Consider the following 17594-nt stretch of genomic DNA (forward strand, 5'->3'; position numbering starts at 1 on the left):
GGCGTTCCGGGTTCACGTAGTTCTTCGGGGAATTCGGCTGGAGTTGCCGTGCGTTAGCGGCCCATGCGAATTGTTGCCCCGATGAAGGTGCGCTCCCCCTCCCGCTCGCGGGGGAGGGTTGGGGAGGGGGTGTCTCCGCGGTGGGAATCCCCAAGAGGAGAGAACCCTCACCCGCGTCGCTTCGCTCCGCGACCTCTCTCGCAAGCGGGAGAGGTGAAGCCCAACTCGCTGCCGTGCGTTAGCGCCCGGTCGAGCCGAAGCCGCCGGCGCCGCGATCGGTCGCCGACAAGGTCGCCACGGGAACCAGCGCGGCCTGAACCACGGGTGCGATGACCATCTGCGCGATCCGCTCGCCGCGCTTGATCACGAAGGCCGCTGCGCCGTGGTTGATCAGGATCACCTTGATCTCGCCGCGATAGTCCGCGTCGATGGTTCCGGGCGAGTTCAGCACGGTGACGCCATGCTTGGCGGCAAGCCCCGAGCGCGGCCGCACCTGCGCCTCGTGCCCGGGCGGCAAGGCGATCGCAAGGCCGGTCGGCACCAGCGCATATCGGCCGGACGCAAGCGTCAGCGGCGCGTCCTCCGGAACCGCGGCCATCAGGTCGAGACCGGCGGCCTCCGCCGTCTGATAGGCCGGCAGCGGCAGGCCCTCGGCATGCGGCAGGCGTTGCAGTTCGACCGTGACTTTCGTGCTCAAGATGCGGGCTCCAGGGATTTGCCGATCACACTCTTGACGATATGCGCGATCAGCTCGGTGGCGACCTGTTCCTTGGTCATCGCGGGCCAGGAATCAACCGCGATCTCGCCGTTCTTCTCACCATTCTTGCGGCTGATGAGGTGGACAGTGTTGCGGTCGCCGCCCATCACGCCGGTCGCCGGCGAGACGTCGTTGGCGACGATCCAGTCGCAGCCCTTGCGGGCAAGCTTTGTCTTGGCGTTGTCGATGAGGTGCTCGGTCTCGGCGGCGAAGCCGATCACCAGCGGCGGGCGCTTGTCGGTCAGCTTCGCGATCGTGGCGAGGATGTCGGGGTTCTCGACCAGCTGGAGCGGCGGCATGCCGGCCGAGGTCTTCTTCAGCTTCTGCTCGCCCTCATTGGCGACGCGCCAGTCGGCGACCGCGGCGGCGAAGATCGCGATGTCGGCGGGAAGCGCCGCCTGCACCTGCTCCAGCATCTGCCGCGCCGATTCCACATGCTTCACCGTCACGCCCTGGGGATCGCCGAGATCGACCGGGCCGCTCACCAAGATCACCTCGGCACCGGCGGCCTGCGCGGCGGCGGCGATGGCAAAGCCCTGCTTGCCGGAAGAGCGGTTGGCGATGTAGCGCACCGGGTCGATCGGCTCGTGGGTCGGGCCCGCGGTGATCAGCACGCGCTTGCCGGCGAGCGGGCGCGGCACCGGCGGCCGCAGCAGGCGCTCGGCGGCGGCGGCGATCTCCAACGCCTCGGACATGCGGCCGATACCGGCTTCACCCGCCTCGGCCATCTCTCCGGAATTCGGCCCGATCAGCACGACGCCGTCGCGCTGAAGCTGCGCGACGTTGCGCCGGGTCGCCGCGTTGTTCCACATCAGCGGATTCATCGCCGGCGCCAGCAGCACCTTGCGGTTGGTCGCGAGCAGGATGGCGCTGGCGAGGTCGTCGGCATGGCCGTTCGCCATCTTGGCCATCAGGTCGGCCGTGGCGGGGGCCACCACGATCAAGTCGCAGTCACGGGCCAGGCGGATATGGCCGGCGTCGAACTCGCTCTGGGGATCGAACAGGTCGGTATAGACGCGCTCATGCGAAAGGGCGCTGACCGAGAGCGGCGTGACGAACTGCTGGGCCGCGTTGGTCAGCACGCAGCGGACCTCGATGCGCCGCTCCTTCAGCCTTCGGATCAGGTCGAGCGATTTAAAGGCCGCGATCCCGCCGCCGATGATCAGGGTGATGCTGGCCTCGGCAAGGGCGCCGGTGCGCTGAGGCGTCGGAGCGGTGGATGCCGCAGGCGGCACCGCAAAGGGCGTCAGCGGCTCCTCACGACCGTCGATCAGCTCCCGCAGGATGACCCGGACCTCTTCCTCGAGGGACCTGTGATTCTTGGCCGAACGCAGCCGCAGATAGGTTTTGACGTGTTCGTCGAGCTTGCGGATGGTTAGGCTCGCCATGACGCCCTCCGGCACGGAATGATAGCGATGCTATCAATCGAATGATTGCAATGCAATCACAAATTCCGGACGGCGATCAGGATCCCGATGAAGGTCGCTGCGATGATCCAGAGCGCCACCGTGCGCCAGCGGTTCTTGCGGCCCTCGCTGCGGCCCATCGCCGCGATGCTCTCCGGCGACAGCCGCAGGCCCTCCCGCGTCATGGTCTCGAGCTGCTCGAGCACCGCGACTGAACGCTGCGCGATATCGGGCAGGCGCATCAGCACGCGGGCGAGGTCGCCGCCGCCGGTGAGCGCGCCCTGCACCCGGCCGATCGGCCCGAGATTGCGCTCGATCCACTCACGCACCACGGGGTCGGCGGTCTTCCAGATATCGAGCCTGGGATCGAAGCCGCGCGCCACGCCTTCGACCACGACCATGGTCTTCTGGAGCAGGATCAGCTCGGGCCGTGTCGTCATGTCGAACAGGCCGGTGACCTCGAGCAGCAGCGTCAGCAGCCGCGCCATCGAGATCTCTTCGGCCGTGCGGTTGTGGATCGGCTCGCCGATGGCGCGGATGGCTTGCGCGAAATTCTCGACGGAGTGGTGCGCGGGCACGTAGCCCGCCTCGAAATGCACCTCCGCCACACGGCGATAATCGCGGGTGATGAAGCCGAGCAGAATTTCGGCGAGGAAGCGCCGCTCCTTCATCCCGAGCCGGCCCATGATGCCGAAATCGACCGCGACGAGGCGGCCGGTGTCGTCCAGGAAAAGATTGCCCGGATGCATGTCGGCGTGGAAAAAGCCGTCGCGCAGCGCGTGGCGCAGAAAGCTCTGGATCACCTTGCGGCCGAGATCGGGCAGGTCGACCTGCGCCTCTGCCAGGCGCTTGTGATCGTTCAGCGCGATGCCGTCGATCCACTCCATCGTCAGCACGTTGTGCGTGGTACGGTCCCAGTCGACCGTGGGCACGCGGAAGTCGAGATCGTCGCCCGTGTTCTCCGCCATTTCCGACATTGCAGCCGCTTCCAGCCGCAGGTCCATCTCCATCGCGACCGAGCGCGACATGGTGTTGATGACCTCGATCAGGCGCAGCCGCCGCGCCTCGGCCGAATAGGTCTCGGCCTTGTGCGCAACGTAGAAGAAATCGGAGAGATCGCGCCGGAAGCGCGAGGCCACATTCGGGCGCAGCACTTTCACGGCGACTGCCTTGCGGATGCCGTCACGTACCACTTCGCCGCGATGCACCTGAGCGATCGAGGCGGCGGCGACCGGCGGGCCGAGGCTCGCAAACACGTCCTTGAGCGGACGCTCCAGGGAGGCTGCGATCGCAGCTTCCGCTTCTGCTTGCGAAAACGGCGGCAGGCGATCCTGGAGACTTTCCAGGTCACGCGCCATGATGACGCCGACGACGTCGGGGCGCGTGGCCAGAAACTGCCCGAGCTTGAGATAGGCCGGGCCCATCCGGGTCAGCGCGCGCGACAGTCGCGGTCCGTGCTTTGGACCGCGCCGTTCGACGATGCGCGCAAGCTTCAGCGCGAGCTGTCCGGGCGGCGGCACCAGGCTCGGATCGACGGAGCCGAACACGCCTTCGCGCGCGAACACGAACGCAGCGCGCATCAGGCGCGCGGTGTGGGTAATTGCAGAAATCACAAACGCCAGCCCGAATGCAGTGCGACGATGCCGCCGGACAATGTCTGCCAGTTCACGCGGGCGAAGCCGGCGTTGCGGATCATGTCGGCGAAGGCGTTGGGCTTGGGAAACTTGCGGATCGATTCGACGAGGTATTGGTAGGACTCGGCATCGCCCGTGATCATGCGGCCGAGCGGCGGGATCACCTTGAACGAGAACAGGTCATAGAGCTTGTCGAGGCCGGGCATCTCGACGGTAGAGAATTCCAGGCACAGGAAGCGGCTGCCGGGCCTCAGCACGCGATAGGCCTCGCGCAGCGCCAGGTCGATCTGCGGCACGTTGCGGATGCCGAAAGCGATCGTATATGCGTCAAAGCTGCGGTCGGCAAAGGCGAGCGCTTCGGCATTGCCTTCGACGAAATCGACCTGGGTCTCGAGATGGCGCTTGGCGGCGCGCTCGCGGCCCACGGCGAGCATGTCGGAATTGATGTCGCAGACCGTGGCGTGGAAGCCGGGGCCGGCGGCCTTGGCGGCGCGGAACGAGATGTCGCCGGTGCCGCCGGCGACGTCGAGCAACGCGAACGGCCGGTCGCCCCTCGGCGGATCCAGCGCGTTGATCATGATGTCCTTCCAGACCCGGTGCAGGCCGCCGGACATCAAGTCGTTCATCAGGTCATAGCGCGACGCAACGCTGTGAAACACATCGTTCACCAGCGTCTGCTTGTCCCCCAGGGGAACGTCCCTGAAGCCAAAATGCGTGGTTTCGCCCGGCCGATCCATTACTCTACTCCACGAGGCGGACCATAGCGCGCCCGCCGCAATGGCGCTATCACACCGCCCTCATAAGGTGAATGCCTGACCATGCCTGAATTGCCCGAAGTCGAGACCGTCCGCCGCGGCCTTCAGCCTGTCATGGAGGGAGCGAAAATCGTCGTCGCGGAGGCCCGCCGGCCGGATCTGCGCTTTCCGTTCCAGCCGGATTTCGTGGCCCGGCTCCAGGGGCAGGTCGTCACGGGGCTCGGCCGCCGCGCAAAATATCTCATGGCCGATCTGGCCTCCGGCGACGTGCTCTTGATGCATCTGGGCATGTCGGGCTCGTTTCGTGTCATCAAGCCGGACAATGATGTCGCACCTGGGGAGTTTCACTATCCACGGGGTAAGGACACCACCCATGACCACGTGCTGTTTCGGATGTCCTCCGGTGCCGACATCGTCTTCAACGATCCGCGCCGCTTCGGTTACATGAAAGTGATCGCGCGCAACGCGCTCGAGGACGAGCCGCTGCTCCGCGGCCTCGGCCCCGAGCCGCTCGGCAACGAATTCGATGCCGCGATGCTGGCGCGATCCTGCGAAGGCAAGGCCACCAGCCTGAAGGCCGCGCTGCTCGACCAGCGCGTGGTGGCAGGGCTCGGCAACATCTATGTCTGCGAAGCGCTGCATCGCTCGCACCTGTCGCCGCGCCGGATCGCTGCGACGTTGGCGACCAGGAAGGGCGAGCCAACGGATCACGCGAAGAGATTGGTCGGTGCGATCCACACCGTGCTGAACGACGCCATCAAGGCCGGCGGCTCGTCACTGCGCGACCATCGCCAGACCACAGGTGAGCTCGGCTACTTCCAGCATTCGTTAAAGGTCTATGACCGCGAAGGCGAGACCTGCAAGACGCCTGCTTGCGGCGGCACGATCAAGCGCTTCACCCAGAACGGCCGTTCGACCTTCTGGTGTCCGAAATGTCAGAAGTGAGGATCAGGCTCGCGACCGCGAGGCTGTGAGTCTCTGCGAGCGTGACGAGCTCACCACGACGTCATTGCGAGTGCAGCGAAGCAATCCGGCCGGGCTGGTGGCCGGATTGCTTCGACGCTGGTGCCCTTCCGGATGGTGAAGGGCCGGCTGACGCCCGATCGATCGCCCCGCTCAGGACGCCAGTGTCGTGGTCTCGTCCGTGGAAAGCCCAGTGGCGGCATGCAGCAGGCCGTCCGGAGCCGACATGACCTGGTCGATCAGGGCATTGGTCGTGGCGCTGAGCTCGAGCCGGGTCTCGATCCACTGCCAGAGGCCGCGGATCTCGTCCGCCGACTTGCCGTTCGGCGCGAATTCGCTGACGGCGAGGCCGCCGGCGAGTGAATCCTGGTGGTCGTTGCGCATCACGATCAGGGGACGCGCGAGCACCTCGGCGAGATCGAGCGCGGCTTCCTCGGCGAGCGTGTTGGCGGCATTGTCGATGCGCTGGCCGCGGATCGGCGTCTGGTTCAGCACGAAGCTGTAGGGCCGCTTCCAGGCGCGTGCGACGCTCAGCGTCGAGGCGGTCGCCTCGATGTCCGCGACGCTCGGGCGGGCCGGGATCAGGCAGAGATCGGAATGACGGATCGCGGCGGTGGTCGCGGCGCTGAGGCCGGCCGCGGTGTCGATGATCGCGAGCTGGAGGCCGCTGTCGGCCAGCATGTTCAGGCGCGGCGCGATGTCGGCGGCGTGATAGATCGGCTCGACCACGAGATCCTCGGCGGTGCGACGGCGCTGCCAGTTGGACAGGGTGCCCTGCGGGTCGGTCTCGATCAGGCGGACGGTGAAGCCGGCCTGCTTGGCCGCCAGCGCGAGGCCGACGGCGAGCGTGCTCTTGCCACTGCCACCCTTTTGGGTGGCCAGTACGATCGTGTGCATGGAAGATGAATCCTTTGGAATGCCTGGGTCAGGAATACGCCACGCGAACGTGCATCGCTTCTGGATGCTGAGCTCTTCTCGCTCAGGACGTGCCGGCCCGATCCAAAGGGGATCGCGGAGGTCCGAATCAACGGTAACAATGATGTCGGAATCGGGAATGCCAGCTAATCCGTACCATTACTGGACCCGTAGTCGTACGTGCGATGTGCGCCGATAGACACGAGAGATTGTGATTGTCGCCTGGCTTACTTCCGCACGCAGATCACGCGGACGACTGCGGCCTTCGCATCCGCTGAACTGCCGTTTGCTGTGACGCCGTTGGCCTTCAGGAAATCGCGCACCGTCTCCGCTGAGACCATCACGGCCTGCGATGCCGGCACCGACGTCGCGGGTCCCGCCACCATCGCCTGCTTCAACAGCGCAATGCCGGCGAATTTGCCGTCCGCGTCGATCGCGGGGCTGCCGGAAAATCCGACCGCCGGTGGTGGCGACAGCGCGGAATCGCTGCTCGTGACGGGTGTGAGCGCGCCCTTGACGCTCGAGACCCCGGCCGCGCCACCCTGGCTTTGCGGATCGGCGATGCCGACGACGTCGACATTCGTCTTCGCCCCGCCGCCAGCGAGGCCGAGTGGCTTCAGGCCACGCGCGCCGTAGATGTGCAGGAGCGCGAGATCGTGCTCCTTGTCCTCGGCAAGACGATCGGCGCTGCCGTAGCCGGCGATGGTGATCGCAAGGCAGCTGTCGGTGACGAGGCGGTCGGTGAGGATCGCGCCGTCGTCGCTGACGACGATGCCGGTGCCGTATTCGACCGTCTTGCGCGGCGGCGGTCCGGCTTGCGGTCCTGCCGGAAATGCATTGAACGCGCTCGACATCGCGATCACGACCGGCTCGACCGTGTTCTCGGTGGCCTGGTCGTAGAGGATCGTCATGATCCGGACTTCGTCGCCCTTGAAGGTGCCGCGCACGTAGAATTTCTTCAGGCCCTGGAGCCCCGACAGCACGAAGAAGTCGGGCTTCACCACGGTGTAGTCGACCTTGCGCCCGGCCGGCTCCTTCTTCTCGGCGTCCGCGAGCTTCGCGGTCGTGGGGTTCGCCTCCTTGCGCCGGCTGAGCAGCACCTGCACAGTTCCGGTCGGCGAGGTCCATTTCGATCCGTTGGCATCGGTCGCCTGCTGCGGCACCAGTTTTGAGGGAATGCCGAGCCGGGCGCCGCTGGTCATCTCCGTCACCATCTTCCAGCCGACGCTGTCCTGCTTCCGCCGCGCGGTCTCGGCAAGCGCGGCGCGCTCCTGCGGATTGAGCACGCCGGTCGGCTTGCCGCCCTTGTTCTTCTGGTACTCCTTGATGGCATTGACCATGCGCTCGCTGACCTCGCCGGTGATGGCGCCGTTATATTGGCCGACCCAGGCGAGGTCGGACTGGAGCGAGAGGCGTTCGGCCTGCGCCATGGCATCGGCCGTTTCCGACGGTGTCTGAAGTGCGGGCGGGCGGATCGGAACGGTCTGGACCGTCTTCGGCTTGGTGCCGGGGATCTGCGGCGTCGTCATCTGGGCGTTTGCGCCTGTGGCGGCCGCAAACATCAGTGTTGCCGCAAGCATCGATCTCATGACAAATCCAGCCAGCCCATTGAACGCAATGCCATTGAAGCACATCTCGTTGGTCGCGAACAATCTCGGGGTGGTTCAGGCCTGCGGGCAGGCCGGACCCTCATCTGAGAGGACGTGAGTGTTACGGAGTCATTCCGGGGCGGCTCGAAGAGCCGAACCCGGAATCTCGAGATTCCGGGTTCGATGCTTCGCATCGCCCCGGAATGACAGTATGTGCGACTTCCGCGCTCCTCGCGGGGAGCGGCAGCAATCTAGGAAGAGCTGAGAATGCTGAGCCCGGACGAACTCGAACGTTATGCCCGCCATATCGTCCTGCGCGACGTCGGCGGCCCGGGCCAGGCCGCGCTGAAGCGGGCCTCCGTGCTGGTGATCGGCGCCGGCGGGCTCGGCGCGCCCGCCTTGATGTATCTGGCTGCCGCCGGGATCGGCACGCTCGGCGTGGTCGATGACGACGTGGTGTCGCTGTCCAACCTCCAGCGCCAGGTGATCCATACGACGCCCGATATCGGCCGGCACAAGGTCGAGAGCGCGGCCGAGCGCATTTCCGCTCTCAATCCGCATGTCCGCTTCGTCGGTCACGCCACCTGGCTCAACGCCGACAACGCGCTCAGCCTGATCGGCGACTACGACCTCGTGCTCGACGGCTCCGACAATTTCTCGACGCGCTATCTGGTCTCCGACGCCTGCTTCTTCGCGAAGAAGCCGCTGATCACCGCGGCGCTCGGCACCTTCGACGGCTCGCTCACCACCATCCGCGCGCATGAAAAGAACGAGGCTGGTGAATTCAATCCGACCTATCGCTGCCTGTTTCCGGAGGCGCCGCCGCCCGGCACGGTGCCGGCCTGCGCCGAGGCCGGCGTCATGGGCGCGCTCGCGGGCGTGCTCGGCTCGATGATGGCGCTGGAGGCGATCCGCGAGATCGTCGGCTTCGGCGACGGCCTCGTCGGCCGCCTCCTGATGATCGATGCGCGCGCGATGCGCTTCGAGACGCTGCGCTATTCGCGCGATCCGGCCAATCCGCTCAACGGCGATGGTCCCGTGTTCGACGATCTAAGCATCCATCGCGCGTAGGCGCGTGTTCTTCAATCTCTACCCCCGCGTGGCCCCCAGCGCACAGCGCCTCAGAGCATGCTCGGCAGCACGCGATCCGGCGGCTTGTGCGCGTCGAGGAAGGTGCGGATGTTGATGATCACCTTCTCGCCCATCTCGACGCGGCCTTCGATCGTGGCCGAGCCCATGTGCGGCAGCAGCGTCACCTTGCCGGCCTTGGCCAGCCGCACCAGCTTCGGGTTCACCGCGGGCTCGTGCTCGTAGACGTCGAGCCCGGCGCCGCCGATCTCGCCGCCTTCGATCAGCTTGATCAGCGTGTCCTCGTCGGTCACCTCGCCGCGCGCAGTGTTGACGATGTAGGCGTCCTTGCGGATCAGCTTCAGCCGTCGTGCCGAGAGCAGGTGATAGGTCGCCGGCGTGTGCGGACAGTTCACCGAGAGGATGTCCATCCGCGCCAGCATCTGGTCGAGGCTTTCCCAATAGGTCGCGCCAAGCTCTTCGGCGATCTTCGGCGCCACGGGACGGCGGTTGTGGTAGTGGATCTGCAGGCCGAAGGCGCGGGCGCGGCGCGCCACCGCCTGGCCGATGCGGCCCATGCCGATGATGCCGAGGCGCTTGCCGCCGATGCGGTGGCCGAGCATCCAGGTTGGCGACCAGCCGGGCCAGGGCTTTCCTTCCGTCAGGATCGAGGCGCCTTCGATCATCCGCCGAGGCACGGCCAGGATCAGCGCCATGGTCATGTCGGCGGTGTCTTCGGTCAGAACCTTTGGCGTGTTGGTGACGGTGATGCCGCGCGCATGCGCGGCCTCGACATCGATATTGTCGACGCCGTTGCCGAAATTGGCGATCAGGCGCAGCTTGCAGTCGGGCTGGTTGACGATGTCGGCGGTGATGTGGTCGGTGACGGTCGGAACCAGCACGTCGGCGGTGCGCGCGGCTTCCGCGATCTGGTCGGCCGACATCGGCGTGTCGTCGAGATTGATCCGCGCGTCGAACAGCTCGCGCATCCGCGTCTCGATCGAATCCGGCAGCTTGCGCGTTACCACGACGAGGGGCTTTTTCTTCACCGACATGTCCTGCTCTCATGAGGCGTGGCAAGCCCGCCTCTGTCGCCAAAGGCCGGCCGTTCAGGCCTCATTAACCCGGTTGTTCGACACTGCCCTTGCCGTGTCGTCCCCGGCGTTTCCTTCAAGCTCTCCCGATATTTCCGACCGGAAAATCGGGCCAAACTGGTTGTTCAAGCGTCCGTCCTCTCTAGCAGAAGGCCGGGCCAAGACAAGAACCACGGGGTAAGGCTTGGCGGAACACCCGCGTGGGGCGGGTCAGGGACGACCGCGGCAGGGTATTTTGGAATTTTGGGGTGAGGGTCCGGCTCGGCCGGGTCCTCGACAGGAGACGGGTTGATGGCGTTGGGGCGTTTTTGTTCGGTGATGGCGCTCGTTTGCACCTGGTTGGGCGCCTCGGTCAGCCCCTCGCATTCGGCGAAGGACAACACCCCCCAGAGCGCCAGCGGCCTCCCGGTGCCGCGCTATGTCAGCCTGAAGTCGGATCACGTGAACGTCCGTGCCGGTCCGACCAAGGACAATGACGTGGCCTGGGTCTATACCCGCGCCGGCCTGCCGGTCGAAATCACCGCCGAGTTCGAGAACTGGCGCCGGGTGCGCGATTCCGAAGGCGCCGAGGGCTGGGTCTATCACTCGCTGCTGTCGGGCCGCCGCACCGCGGTCGTTACCATGAAGCACAAGGACGAGCTCGCGCCGATCTATGACCGCGCCGATCCTGACAGCGCGGTTGCGGCCAAGCTCCAGGCCGGCGTCGTCACCCAGGTGAAGAAGTGCAGCGCAAACTGGTGCCGCGTCACCGGCAACGGTTTTGACGGCTGGATCCAGCAGGAACGCCTCTGGGGCGTGTATTCGGACGAGCAGGTGAATTGACGCTGCAGGCGTCATCCCGGGATGGCGCGAAGCGCCAGACCCGGGATCTCGAGATACGGGGTTCGGTGCTACGCACCGCCCGGAACGACGGCGTAAACAATTGTGGCCGGGACAAGCCCGGCCATGACGACCAAATCAACAGTTTAGGATAGATCTCAGCGCTTCTTGCGCAGGCGCACGACCATGTCGATGCGCGCGATCTCGTAACCCTCGGGCACCTCCGGCATCTTGGACAGCGCCAGATGCGGATCCTCGATGTCGACCAGCTCGTGGCTGTTCTCGAGGTAATAGTGGTGGTGCGTGGTGACGTTGGTGTCGAAATAGGTCTTGGTGCCGTCGACACTGACCTGGCGCAGCAGGCCGGCATCGGTGAGCTGGTTCAGCGTGTTGTAGACGGTCGCCAGCGACACCGGAACCTTGGCCAGCGTGGCTTCCTCGTACAGCATTTCAGCCGTAAGGTGGCGAGCACCCTTGCCGAACAGGAGCCAGCCCAGCGCCATGCGCTGCCGCGTCGGGCGGAGCCCGGCGGACTGGAGCATTTCGTTAACGTCGTGCCACGGGCAGCCGGTCAAAGCCGGCTGGCGGCCGGACAGGAGGGCCGCGGCATGGACGTCGTCGTCGTGATGGGGCGCGGTATTCTCGCTCATTTCCAGATTTCGGGCACGCGTGAACAATAACTCCCTGCAATATAAGAACAGATAGATGCAGATGCAAGTTTCTCGCAACTAGAGAGGTTCTAATCGGAGTGGAACCGAGCGAGGAGCCCGTCATTTTACCTTCATGAGAGCGCTTTGCCACCGAAATGGCCTGTGTTAGAGAGCGCGCGGTTCCGCTTAGCCGATTTTGGTGCACCCGGGCATCGAGGCCCGGTCCGCAGTCCATCGGGGCTTGTGGGAGTTGCGCCTGACGATGGCAATTGGCGTTACTCTCCGACCGGGACGGGGCCCATTTTCGCCAAAAAACGTCGCTCAATCGGACTTTGAACAGAGGCACATGCATGCTGAACAGGCGCAACGGTTACGAATACGAAGATCTGCTGGCATGTGCCCGCGGCGAGATGTTCGGCCCGGGCAATGCCCAGCTGCCGCTGCCGCCGATGCTGATGTTCGACCGCATCACGGACATCAACGACAATGGCGGCGAATTCGGCAAGGGCCTGGTGCGCGCCGAGCTCGACGTGAAGCCCGACCTCTGGTTCTTCGGCTGCCATTTCAAGAACGATCCGGTGATGCCCGGCTGCCTCGGCCTCGATGCGCTGTGGCAAATGGTCGGTTTTTACCTGGGCTGGAGCGGCGGTGAAGGTCGCGGTCGCGCGCTTGGCCTGAACGAGCTGAAGTTCAGCGGCCAGGTGCTGCCCGAGGCCCGCAAGGTTGTGTACAACGTCGATATCAAGCGCGTGATGCGGGCAAAGCTCGTGCTCGGTATCGCCGACGGGTGGCTTTCGGTCGATGACCAGATTATCTATCGCGCGAAGGATCTGAAGGTCGGCCTGTTCAAGCAGGGCACGAGCCTGGGCTGAACGCATCACAAAGAAAGACAACGATTTAGGCGAGGCTGTCATGAGGCGGGTTGTGGTCACCGGGATGGGCATCGTCTCGTCCATCGGAAACAACACCCAGGAAGTGCTTGCGAGCCTTCACGAGGCGAAGTCGGGCATTTCGCGGGCTGAGAAATATGCCGAGCTCGGCTTCCGTTCGCAGGTGCAAGGTGCGCCGACGCTCGACCCTGCGACGGTCGTCGACCGCCGCGCGATGCGCTTCCTCGGCCAGGGCGCGGCCTGGAATCACATCGCGATGGAACAGGCGATCCAGGACTCCGGTCTGTCGCCCGAAGACGTCTCCAACATCCGCACCGGCATCATCATGGGCTCCGGCGGCCCCTCCGCCCGCACCATCGTCGAATCCGCCGACATCACCCGCACCAAGGGCCCGAAGCGCGTCGGACCGTTTGCAGTGCCGAAGGCGATGTCGTCCACGGCGTCCGCGACGCTCGCGACCTGGTTCAAGATCAAGGGCGTGAATTATTCGATCTCCTCGGCCTGTGCGACCTCGAACCATTGCGTAGGCAATGCCTATGAGACGATCCAGATCGGCAAGCAGGACATCATCTTCGCCGGCGGCTGCGAGGAGCTGGACTGGTCGCTGTCGGTGCTGTTCGACGCGATGGGCGCGATGTCGTCGAAGTACAACGACACGCCCGCGACCGCCTCGCGTCCCTACGACGTCAACCGCGACGGCTTCGTGATCGCCGGTGGCGCCGGCGTGCTGGTGTTGGAAGAGCTCGAACATGCCAAGGCGCGCGGCGCGCGCATCTACGGCGAGATCGTCGGCTATGGCGCGACCTCGGACGGCTACGACATGGTCGCGCCGTCGGGCGAGGGCGCCGAGCGCTGCATGCGCATGGCGATGTCGACGGTGAAGACCAAGGTCGACTACATCAATCCGCACGCGACCTCGACGCCGGCAGGCGATCCGCCGGAAATCGAGGCGCTCCGCAAGGTGTTCGGCGTCGGCGAGAAGTGCCCGCCGATCTCGGCGACCAAGGCGCTGACCGGCCATTCGCTGGGCGCCACCGGCGTCCAGGAGGCGATCTACTCGCTGCTGATGATGAACAACGGCTTCATCTGCGAGAGCGCGCACATCCAGGAGCTCGATCCCGTGTTCGCCGACATGCCGATCGTGCGCAAGCGAATCGACAACGTCAAAATCGGCACCGTGCTGTCGAACTCCTTCGGTTTCGGCGGCACCAACGCCACGCTGGTGTTCAGCCGGCTGGACGTGTGATCTCTGATTTTGTCATGCCCCGCGAAGGCGGGGCATCCAGTATGCCGCGGCTTCTCCATTTATCACGACGGTCTCTGGATACTGGATCGCCCGCCTGCGCGGGCGATGACGTCGAAAATAGGAGCGACGGCTGACATGGAAGGTTTGATGAAGGGCAAGCGCGGTCTGATCATGGGCATCGCCAATGATCATTCGATTGCCTGGGGCATGGCGAAGACGCTGCATGCCCATGGCGCCGAGCTTGCCTTCACCTTCCAGGGCGAAGCCCTTGGCAAGCGAGTCAAGCCACTGGCGGAGCAGCTCGGCGTCGAACTGGTGCTGCCTTGCGACGTCGAGGACATCGCCAGTGTCGACGCGACCTTCGATGTGCTGCGCGAAAAATGGGGCAAGCTCGATTTCGTCATCCATGCGATCGGCTTCGCCGACAAGAACGAGCTGAAGGGCCGCTACGCCGACACCAGCCGCGAGAATTTTTCGCGCACCATGGTGATCTCCTGCTTCTCGTTCACGGAGGTCGCAAAACGTGCCGCCGAGCTGATGACGGAGGGCGGCAGCATGATCACGCTGACCTTCGGCGCCTCGGAGCGCGCGATGCCGAACTACAACGTGATGGGCGTGGCCAAGGCGGCGCTGGAAGCCTCCGTGCGCTACCTCGCCTCCGATTTCGGACCGCGCGGCATCCGCGTCAACGCGGTCTCCGCCGGTCCCATCCGCACGCTTGCCGGCTCGGGGATCGGTGAGGCGCGCGCGATGTTTGCCTTCATGCAAAAACACTCGCCGCTTCGCCGCGGCGTCACGCTCGACGAGCTCGGCGGTTCGGCGCTGTACCTGCTGTCGGATCTGTCCGGCGGCGTGACCGGCGAGATCCACTACGTCGATTCCGGCTACAACATCGTCCTGATGCCGAGGCCTGACGATCTGAAGTCGGAATAAAGCGTTCGCAGGCCGCCTGAGGCCGCGACCGTTTCCTCGCACCCCACGATCATGGGGCAGACTCGGCGATAGAAATAATGTTTGCTGCGCCCGGTGGCGCCGCGGGGTCGTATCCCGCGGTTCGGGAGAGCGGTCTTGCCGAGGATACGTGCGATCAGTCGCGTAGGCGTGCTGGCGTCTGTTGCCGGTGCGATGCTGGTTTGCGGCAGCTCCCGCGCTGTAGCGCAGTCGGCGATCTGGGATGCGACCCTCTCCAACACGAACTGGTACGTGCCGACAGCGCAGCTGCTGGCCTACGCCGCGCCCAAGACCGGCTTCTCCAATCCGATCCCGATCGGCGACCAGACGCTGTGGTCGCTGGCGACCGCGACCAACGGCGCCTTCACCGGAACGAGCGTGGCGCAGCTCAAGCTTGGTCCGGCGCTGCTGACCGATACCTCGACCATCCAGGGCTTCGTCACGACCGCGGGCCAGATCACGATGCTGTTCACGCCGACCGCGGGCGGTGCGGTGACCGTCGGCCTCGGCCATATGCGAACCGTCAACGGCGTGACCGGCATGGAAATGCAGATGATCACGGGCGACAGCCTGCTGGTGACGCACTGGGCCTACATGCTTCCTTACGATCCCGCGACCTTCACGCCGCCGGCCTCGCAGGCCGTTCCGGCCAACTCCGTTCCACAATGGGCTTGGACGTCGGGCACGCCGTGGCGGATCGTCAGCTCGACGCTGTTCGGTACGTCCGCGCCTGGTCGCTTCGTCATCACGAATTACCAGAACGGATACTTCTGGGGCGCCGGCATTGCGCCCGCGGGGAGCGGTGCTGCGAACTTCACGCTGCTGGGGTCGGTGACGCCGGAAGGCAACGTGCTCTTCAACACACTCTCGCGCCGCACGCTCGCCAGCCTCTATGGCGCTGCGAGCGGCGATACGTCGGGCGCACAGATGCTGGTCAGCACCTATGATCTCTCGGGCAACCCGACCGGCGGCGTGGCCTATCTCTCCCTGGTGCGGCCCTATGCCGAAACGCTCCAGGCCCGGAACAGCCGTGCGGGATTAGGCGCGGCGGACATGCTCTATCGCTTGTCGGCGACCTCGCTTGGCTGGACCGGCAGCATGGCGACCGGCTTCACCGCGCTCGACAATCTCAGCGGCTCCGGTCTCGTCAACGCCGTCAACCAGACCTTGCCTGTCCTCACCGGCGCGGCGTCGCAGGCGACCTATTCCACGCAACGCACATTTCAGCAGGCGATGACAGGACGATTGGACGACGTGCTCGGGCTGAACGCGGGCGCAACGCCTGAACGGAATCTTTGGATGAAGCCGCTCGGCGGCGGTGTCCGGCAGGGCAGTGTGGATGGCGTCCCCGGCTATAACGCGTCCGGCGGTGGCATTGCCGTGGGCGCGGACACGACAATCTCCACGCGCGCGATGATCGGCGGCGTGTTCGCCTATTCGCATCAGACGATCACCGGCAGCGAGGATGCCGTCCCGAACCGGCTCGCCATCGATTCCTATCAGGCCGGACTCTACGGCGCCTATGCGCTCGGCCATGGCGTTCAGGTCGATGGCCAGCTCGACGGTGCGTTGAATGACAACGGCGAGAGTCGCTCGCTCACGTTCATCAACAGTACGGCTGCGGCCGGCTATCGGTCCTATAGCGGGCACGCCGGTGTGGGTGTTCGCAAGCTGATCCCGCTCGAGCCTGGATTTGCGATCGCGCCGTCGCTGCGGCTGGACTACGGACAGGTTCGTTCGCCAGCCTATCAGGAAGGCGGCGCAAGCGGCTTCAGCCTCAATGTGGATTCGCAAACCTATCGCGAATTGACGCTGACGGCAGGGCTGAAGGGCGCCTACAGGATCGCGCAGCACGTCTATCTTACCGGCGATGTCGGCGTCGGCTACAACGCGCTGAATCAGGGACTTCAGGTCAAGTCAGCGTTTGCCGGCGGCGGCGAGACCTTCACGACCGGCGGCCTTGCCCTGTCGCCGTGGATCTACTCGACCGCGCTGGGCATCGTCGCGGCCGACAACAACCGTTTCGATCTCGGCCTCCGCTACGGCCTCGCGGCGACATCCTCCGGATTGCTCCAGCAGTCCGGGCTCGCGGTCCTCAAGATCAGGCTTTGAGCCGGATTCTTGTTTTGTCGCGTTTTCTTTACGCGAACCGGCATCCACTTCGCTCGAAAACGCTCTAACCCGCCGCGATCTTCTCCGCGCGCTGGAACGCCGGCCGCGCCATGCAGCGCGCCAGATAGGCATCGAAGGCCGGGCGCGACGGCACCATCTTGAACAGGCGCACCGCGAAGTTCAGACCGGAGCCGACGGTGATGTCGGCGGCGGAAAACTCCTCGCCAAGAATCCACGGCCCCTTGGCGAGCGCAGCTTCCAGCACGTCGAACACCTGCGTCGCGCTGCCCCACGCCGCGGTCGAGGTCGGGATCTCGATCTTGGTGAAGATCTGGATGATGGCGGGCTCGATGCAGCCCGGCGAGAAGAACAGCCATTGCAGATAGCGCGCGCGGCGCGGATCGGTCACAGCGGGCGCAAGCTTGGTCTCGGGATAGCGGTCGGCGATATAGGCGCAGATCGCCGCGGCCTCGCCGAGCGCAGCGTTGCCGTCGCTGAGCGCCGGCACCTTGCCCATCGGGTTGACCTTCAAATAGTCCGGCGCCTTCTGCGCACCGGTCGAGATATCGGTCAGCACGCGCTCATAGGGCAGGCCGCTCTCCTCCATCAGCCAGAGCGTCGTGAACGAGCGAGAACGGGGCGACCAATAGAGCTTGATCATGGGGGGAACCTTTCATCGGCGGAAGGCCAACAGCGCGCAACTCATGCCGCGTTTGCCGTGTATCCGCAACGCAATACGCCTAGG

16 protein-coding genes are annotated in these 17594 nt (G+C 65.3%); 7 read left to right on the forward strand and 9 right to left on the reverse strand.

Going from position 1 to position 17594, the window contains the following annotated elements:
* Positions 1-238: 238 nt before the first annotated feature.
* Genes dut through ubiE form a run of 4 tightly spaced genes read right to left on the reverse strand, consistent with a single transcriptional unit; the run spans position 239 to position 4534 of the window.
* Positions 239-697 (reverse strand): dUTP diphosphatase, encoded by a 459-nt coding sequence (dut, locus tag ACE10W_RS00505; protein ID WP_011083581.1) that lies wholly within the window; start codon positions 695-697, stop codon positions 239-241.
* The gene (coaBC, locus tag ACE10W_RS00510) at positions 694-2145 is read right to left on the reverse strand and encodes a bifunctional phosphopantothenoylcysteine decarboxylase/phosphopantothenate--cysteine ligase CoaBC (RefSeq protein ID WP_161532851.1); all 1452 of its coding nucleotides are present in this window, start codon (positions 2143-2145) and stop codon (positions 694-696) included. Before coaBC ends, dut begins: the two co-directional genes overlap by 4 nt.
* 56 nt (positions 2146-2201) lie before the next feature.
* A complete protein-coding gene (gene ubiB / locus ACE10W_RS00515; RefSeq protein ID WP_011083583.1) occupies positions 2202-3776 on the reverse strand; it encodes a 2-polyprenylphenol 6-hydroxylase in 1575 nt (524 codons plus the stop codon).
* Positions 3773-4534, reverse strand: a complete 762-nt coding sequence (ubiE, locus tag ACE10W_RS00520) for a bifunctional demethylmenaquinone methyltransferase/2-methoxy-6-polyprenyl-1,4-benzoquinol methylase UbiE (RefSeq protein WP_161532853.1) — start codon at positions 4532-4534, stop codon at positions 3773-3775. Before ubiE ends, ubiB begins: the two co-directional genes overlap by 4 nt.
* An 81-nt stretch (positions 4535-4615) precedes the next feature.
* Here ubiE and mutM point away from each other — a divergent pair, with 81 nt between their 5' ends.
* Complete coding sequence (gene mutM, locus ACE10W_RS00525; RefSeq protein ID WP_304550006.1) at positions 4616-5497, forward strand: bifunctional DNA-formamidopyrimidine glycosylase/DNA-(apurinic or apyrimidinic site) lyase; 882 nt, start codon at positions 4616-4618, stop codon at positions 5495-5497.
* Between the two features lie 171 nt (positions 5498-5668).
* Here mutM and ACE10W_RS00530 read toward each other — a convergent pair whose 3' ends face one another.
* Both ACE10W_RS00530 and ACE10W_RS00535 read right to left on the reverse strand, forming a co-directional pair.
* Complete coding sequence (locus tag ACE10W_RS00530; protein WP_161532854.1) at positions 5669-6412, reverse strand: ParA family protein; 744 nt, start codon at positions 6410-6412, stop codon at positions 5669-5671.
* Between the two features lie 245 nt (positions 6413-6657).
* Positions 6658-8019, reverse strand: coding sequence for a serine protease (locus ACE10W_RS00535; RefSeq protein ID WP_304550009.1), 1362 nt, complete (start codon positions 8017-8019; stop codon positions 6658-6660).
* A 267-nt stretch (positions 8020-8286) separates the two neighbouring features.
* Here ACE10W_RS00535 and ACE10W_RS00540 point away from each other — a divergent pair, with 267 nt between their 5' ends.
* Positions 8287-9090, forward strand: a complete 804-nt coding sequence (locus ACE10W_RS00540) for a molybdopterin-synthase adenylyltransferase MoeB (protein WP_304550011.1) — start codon at positions 8287-8289, stop codon at positions 9088-9090.
* Positions 9091-9140: 50 nt separating this feature from the next.
* On the opposite strand, the gene ACE10W_RS00545 is transcribed toward ACE10W_RS00540, so the two are convergent.
* The gene (locus ACE10W_RS00545; RefSeq protein WP_011083589.1) at positions 9141-10142 is read right to left on the reverse strand and encodes a D-glycerate dehydrogenase; all 1002 of its coding nucleotides are present in this window, start codon (positions 10140-10142) and stop codon (positions 9141-9143) included.
* Between the two features lie 330 nt (positions 10143-10472).
* Between ACE10W_RS00545 and ACE10W_RS00550 the strand changes: the two genes are divergently transcribed.
* On the forward strand, positions 10473-11003 hold the full coding sequence (locus ACE10W_RS00550) for an SH3 domain-containing protein (protein ID WP_304550013.1): 531 nt from the start codon (positions 10473-10475) through the stop codon (positions 11001-11003).
* Between the two features lie 155 nt (positions 11004-11158).
* Here the strand turns inward: ACE10W_RS00550 and irrA are convergent, their stop codons facing one another.
* A complete protein-coding gene (gene irrA / locus ACE10W_RS00555; protein ID WP_008131763.1) occupies positions 11159-11650 on the reverse strand; it encodes an iron response transcriptional regulator IrrA in 492 nt (163 codons plus the stop codon).
* A gap of 350 nt (positions 11651-12000) precedes the next feature.
* Between irrA and fabA the strand changes: the two genes are divergently transcribed.
* The 4 genes from fabA (at position 12001) to ACE10W_RS00575 (ending at position 16849) form a co-directional block, all read left to right on the forward strand.
* Positions 12001-12522: a bifunctional 3-hydroxydecanoyl-ACP dehydratase/trans-2-decenoyl-ACP isomerase gene (gene fabA / locus ACE10W_RS00560; RefSeq protein ID WP_011083591.1), complete on the forward strand. Its 522-nt coding sequence runs from the start codon at positions 12001-12003 to the stop codon at positions 12520-12522.
* A gap of 40 nt (positions 12523-12562) precedes the next feature.
* Complete coding sequence (fabB, locus tag ACE10W_RS00565; protein WP_161532857.1) at positions 12563-13786, forward strand: beta-ketoacyl-ACP synthase I; 1224 nt, start codon at positions 12563-12565, stop codon at positions 13784-13786.
* 135 nt (positions 13787-13921) lie between these two features.
* Entirely contained in the window at positions 13922-14719 is a 798-nt protein-coding gene (fabI, locus tag ACE10W_RS00570) for an enoyl-ACP reductase FabI (RefSeq protein WP_011083593.1), read from the forward strand.
* A 192-nt stretch (positions 14720-14911) separates the two neighbouring features.
* Positions 14912-16849: an autotransporter outer membrane beta-barrel domain-containing protein gene (locus ACE10W_RS00575; protein WP_304553944.1), complete on the forward strand. Its 1938-nt coding sequence runs from the start codon at positions 14912-14914 to the stop codon at positions 16847-16849.
* Between the two features lie 64 nt (positions 16850-16913).
* On the opposite strand, the gene ACE10W_RS00580 is transcribed toward ACE10W_RS00575, so the two are convergent.
* On the reverse strand, positions 16914-17510 hold the full coding sequence (locus tag ACE10W_RS00580) for a glutathione S-transferase family protein (RefSeq protein WP_304550018.1): 597 nt from the start codon (positions 17508-17510) through the stop codon (positions 16914-16916).
* Between the last annotated feature and the right edge of the window lie 84 nt (positions 17511-17594).

The sequence above is a fragment of the Bradyrhizobium sp. B025 genome (genome assembly GCF_042257955.1).
GTDB lineage: Bacteria > Pseudomonadota > Alphaproteobacteria > Rhizobiales > Xanthobacteraceae > Bradyrhizobium > Bradyrhizobium diazoefficiens.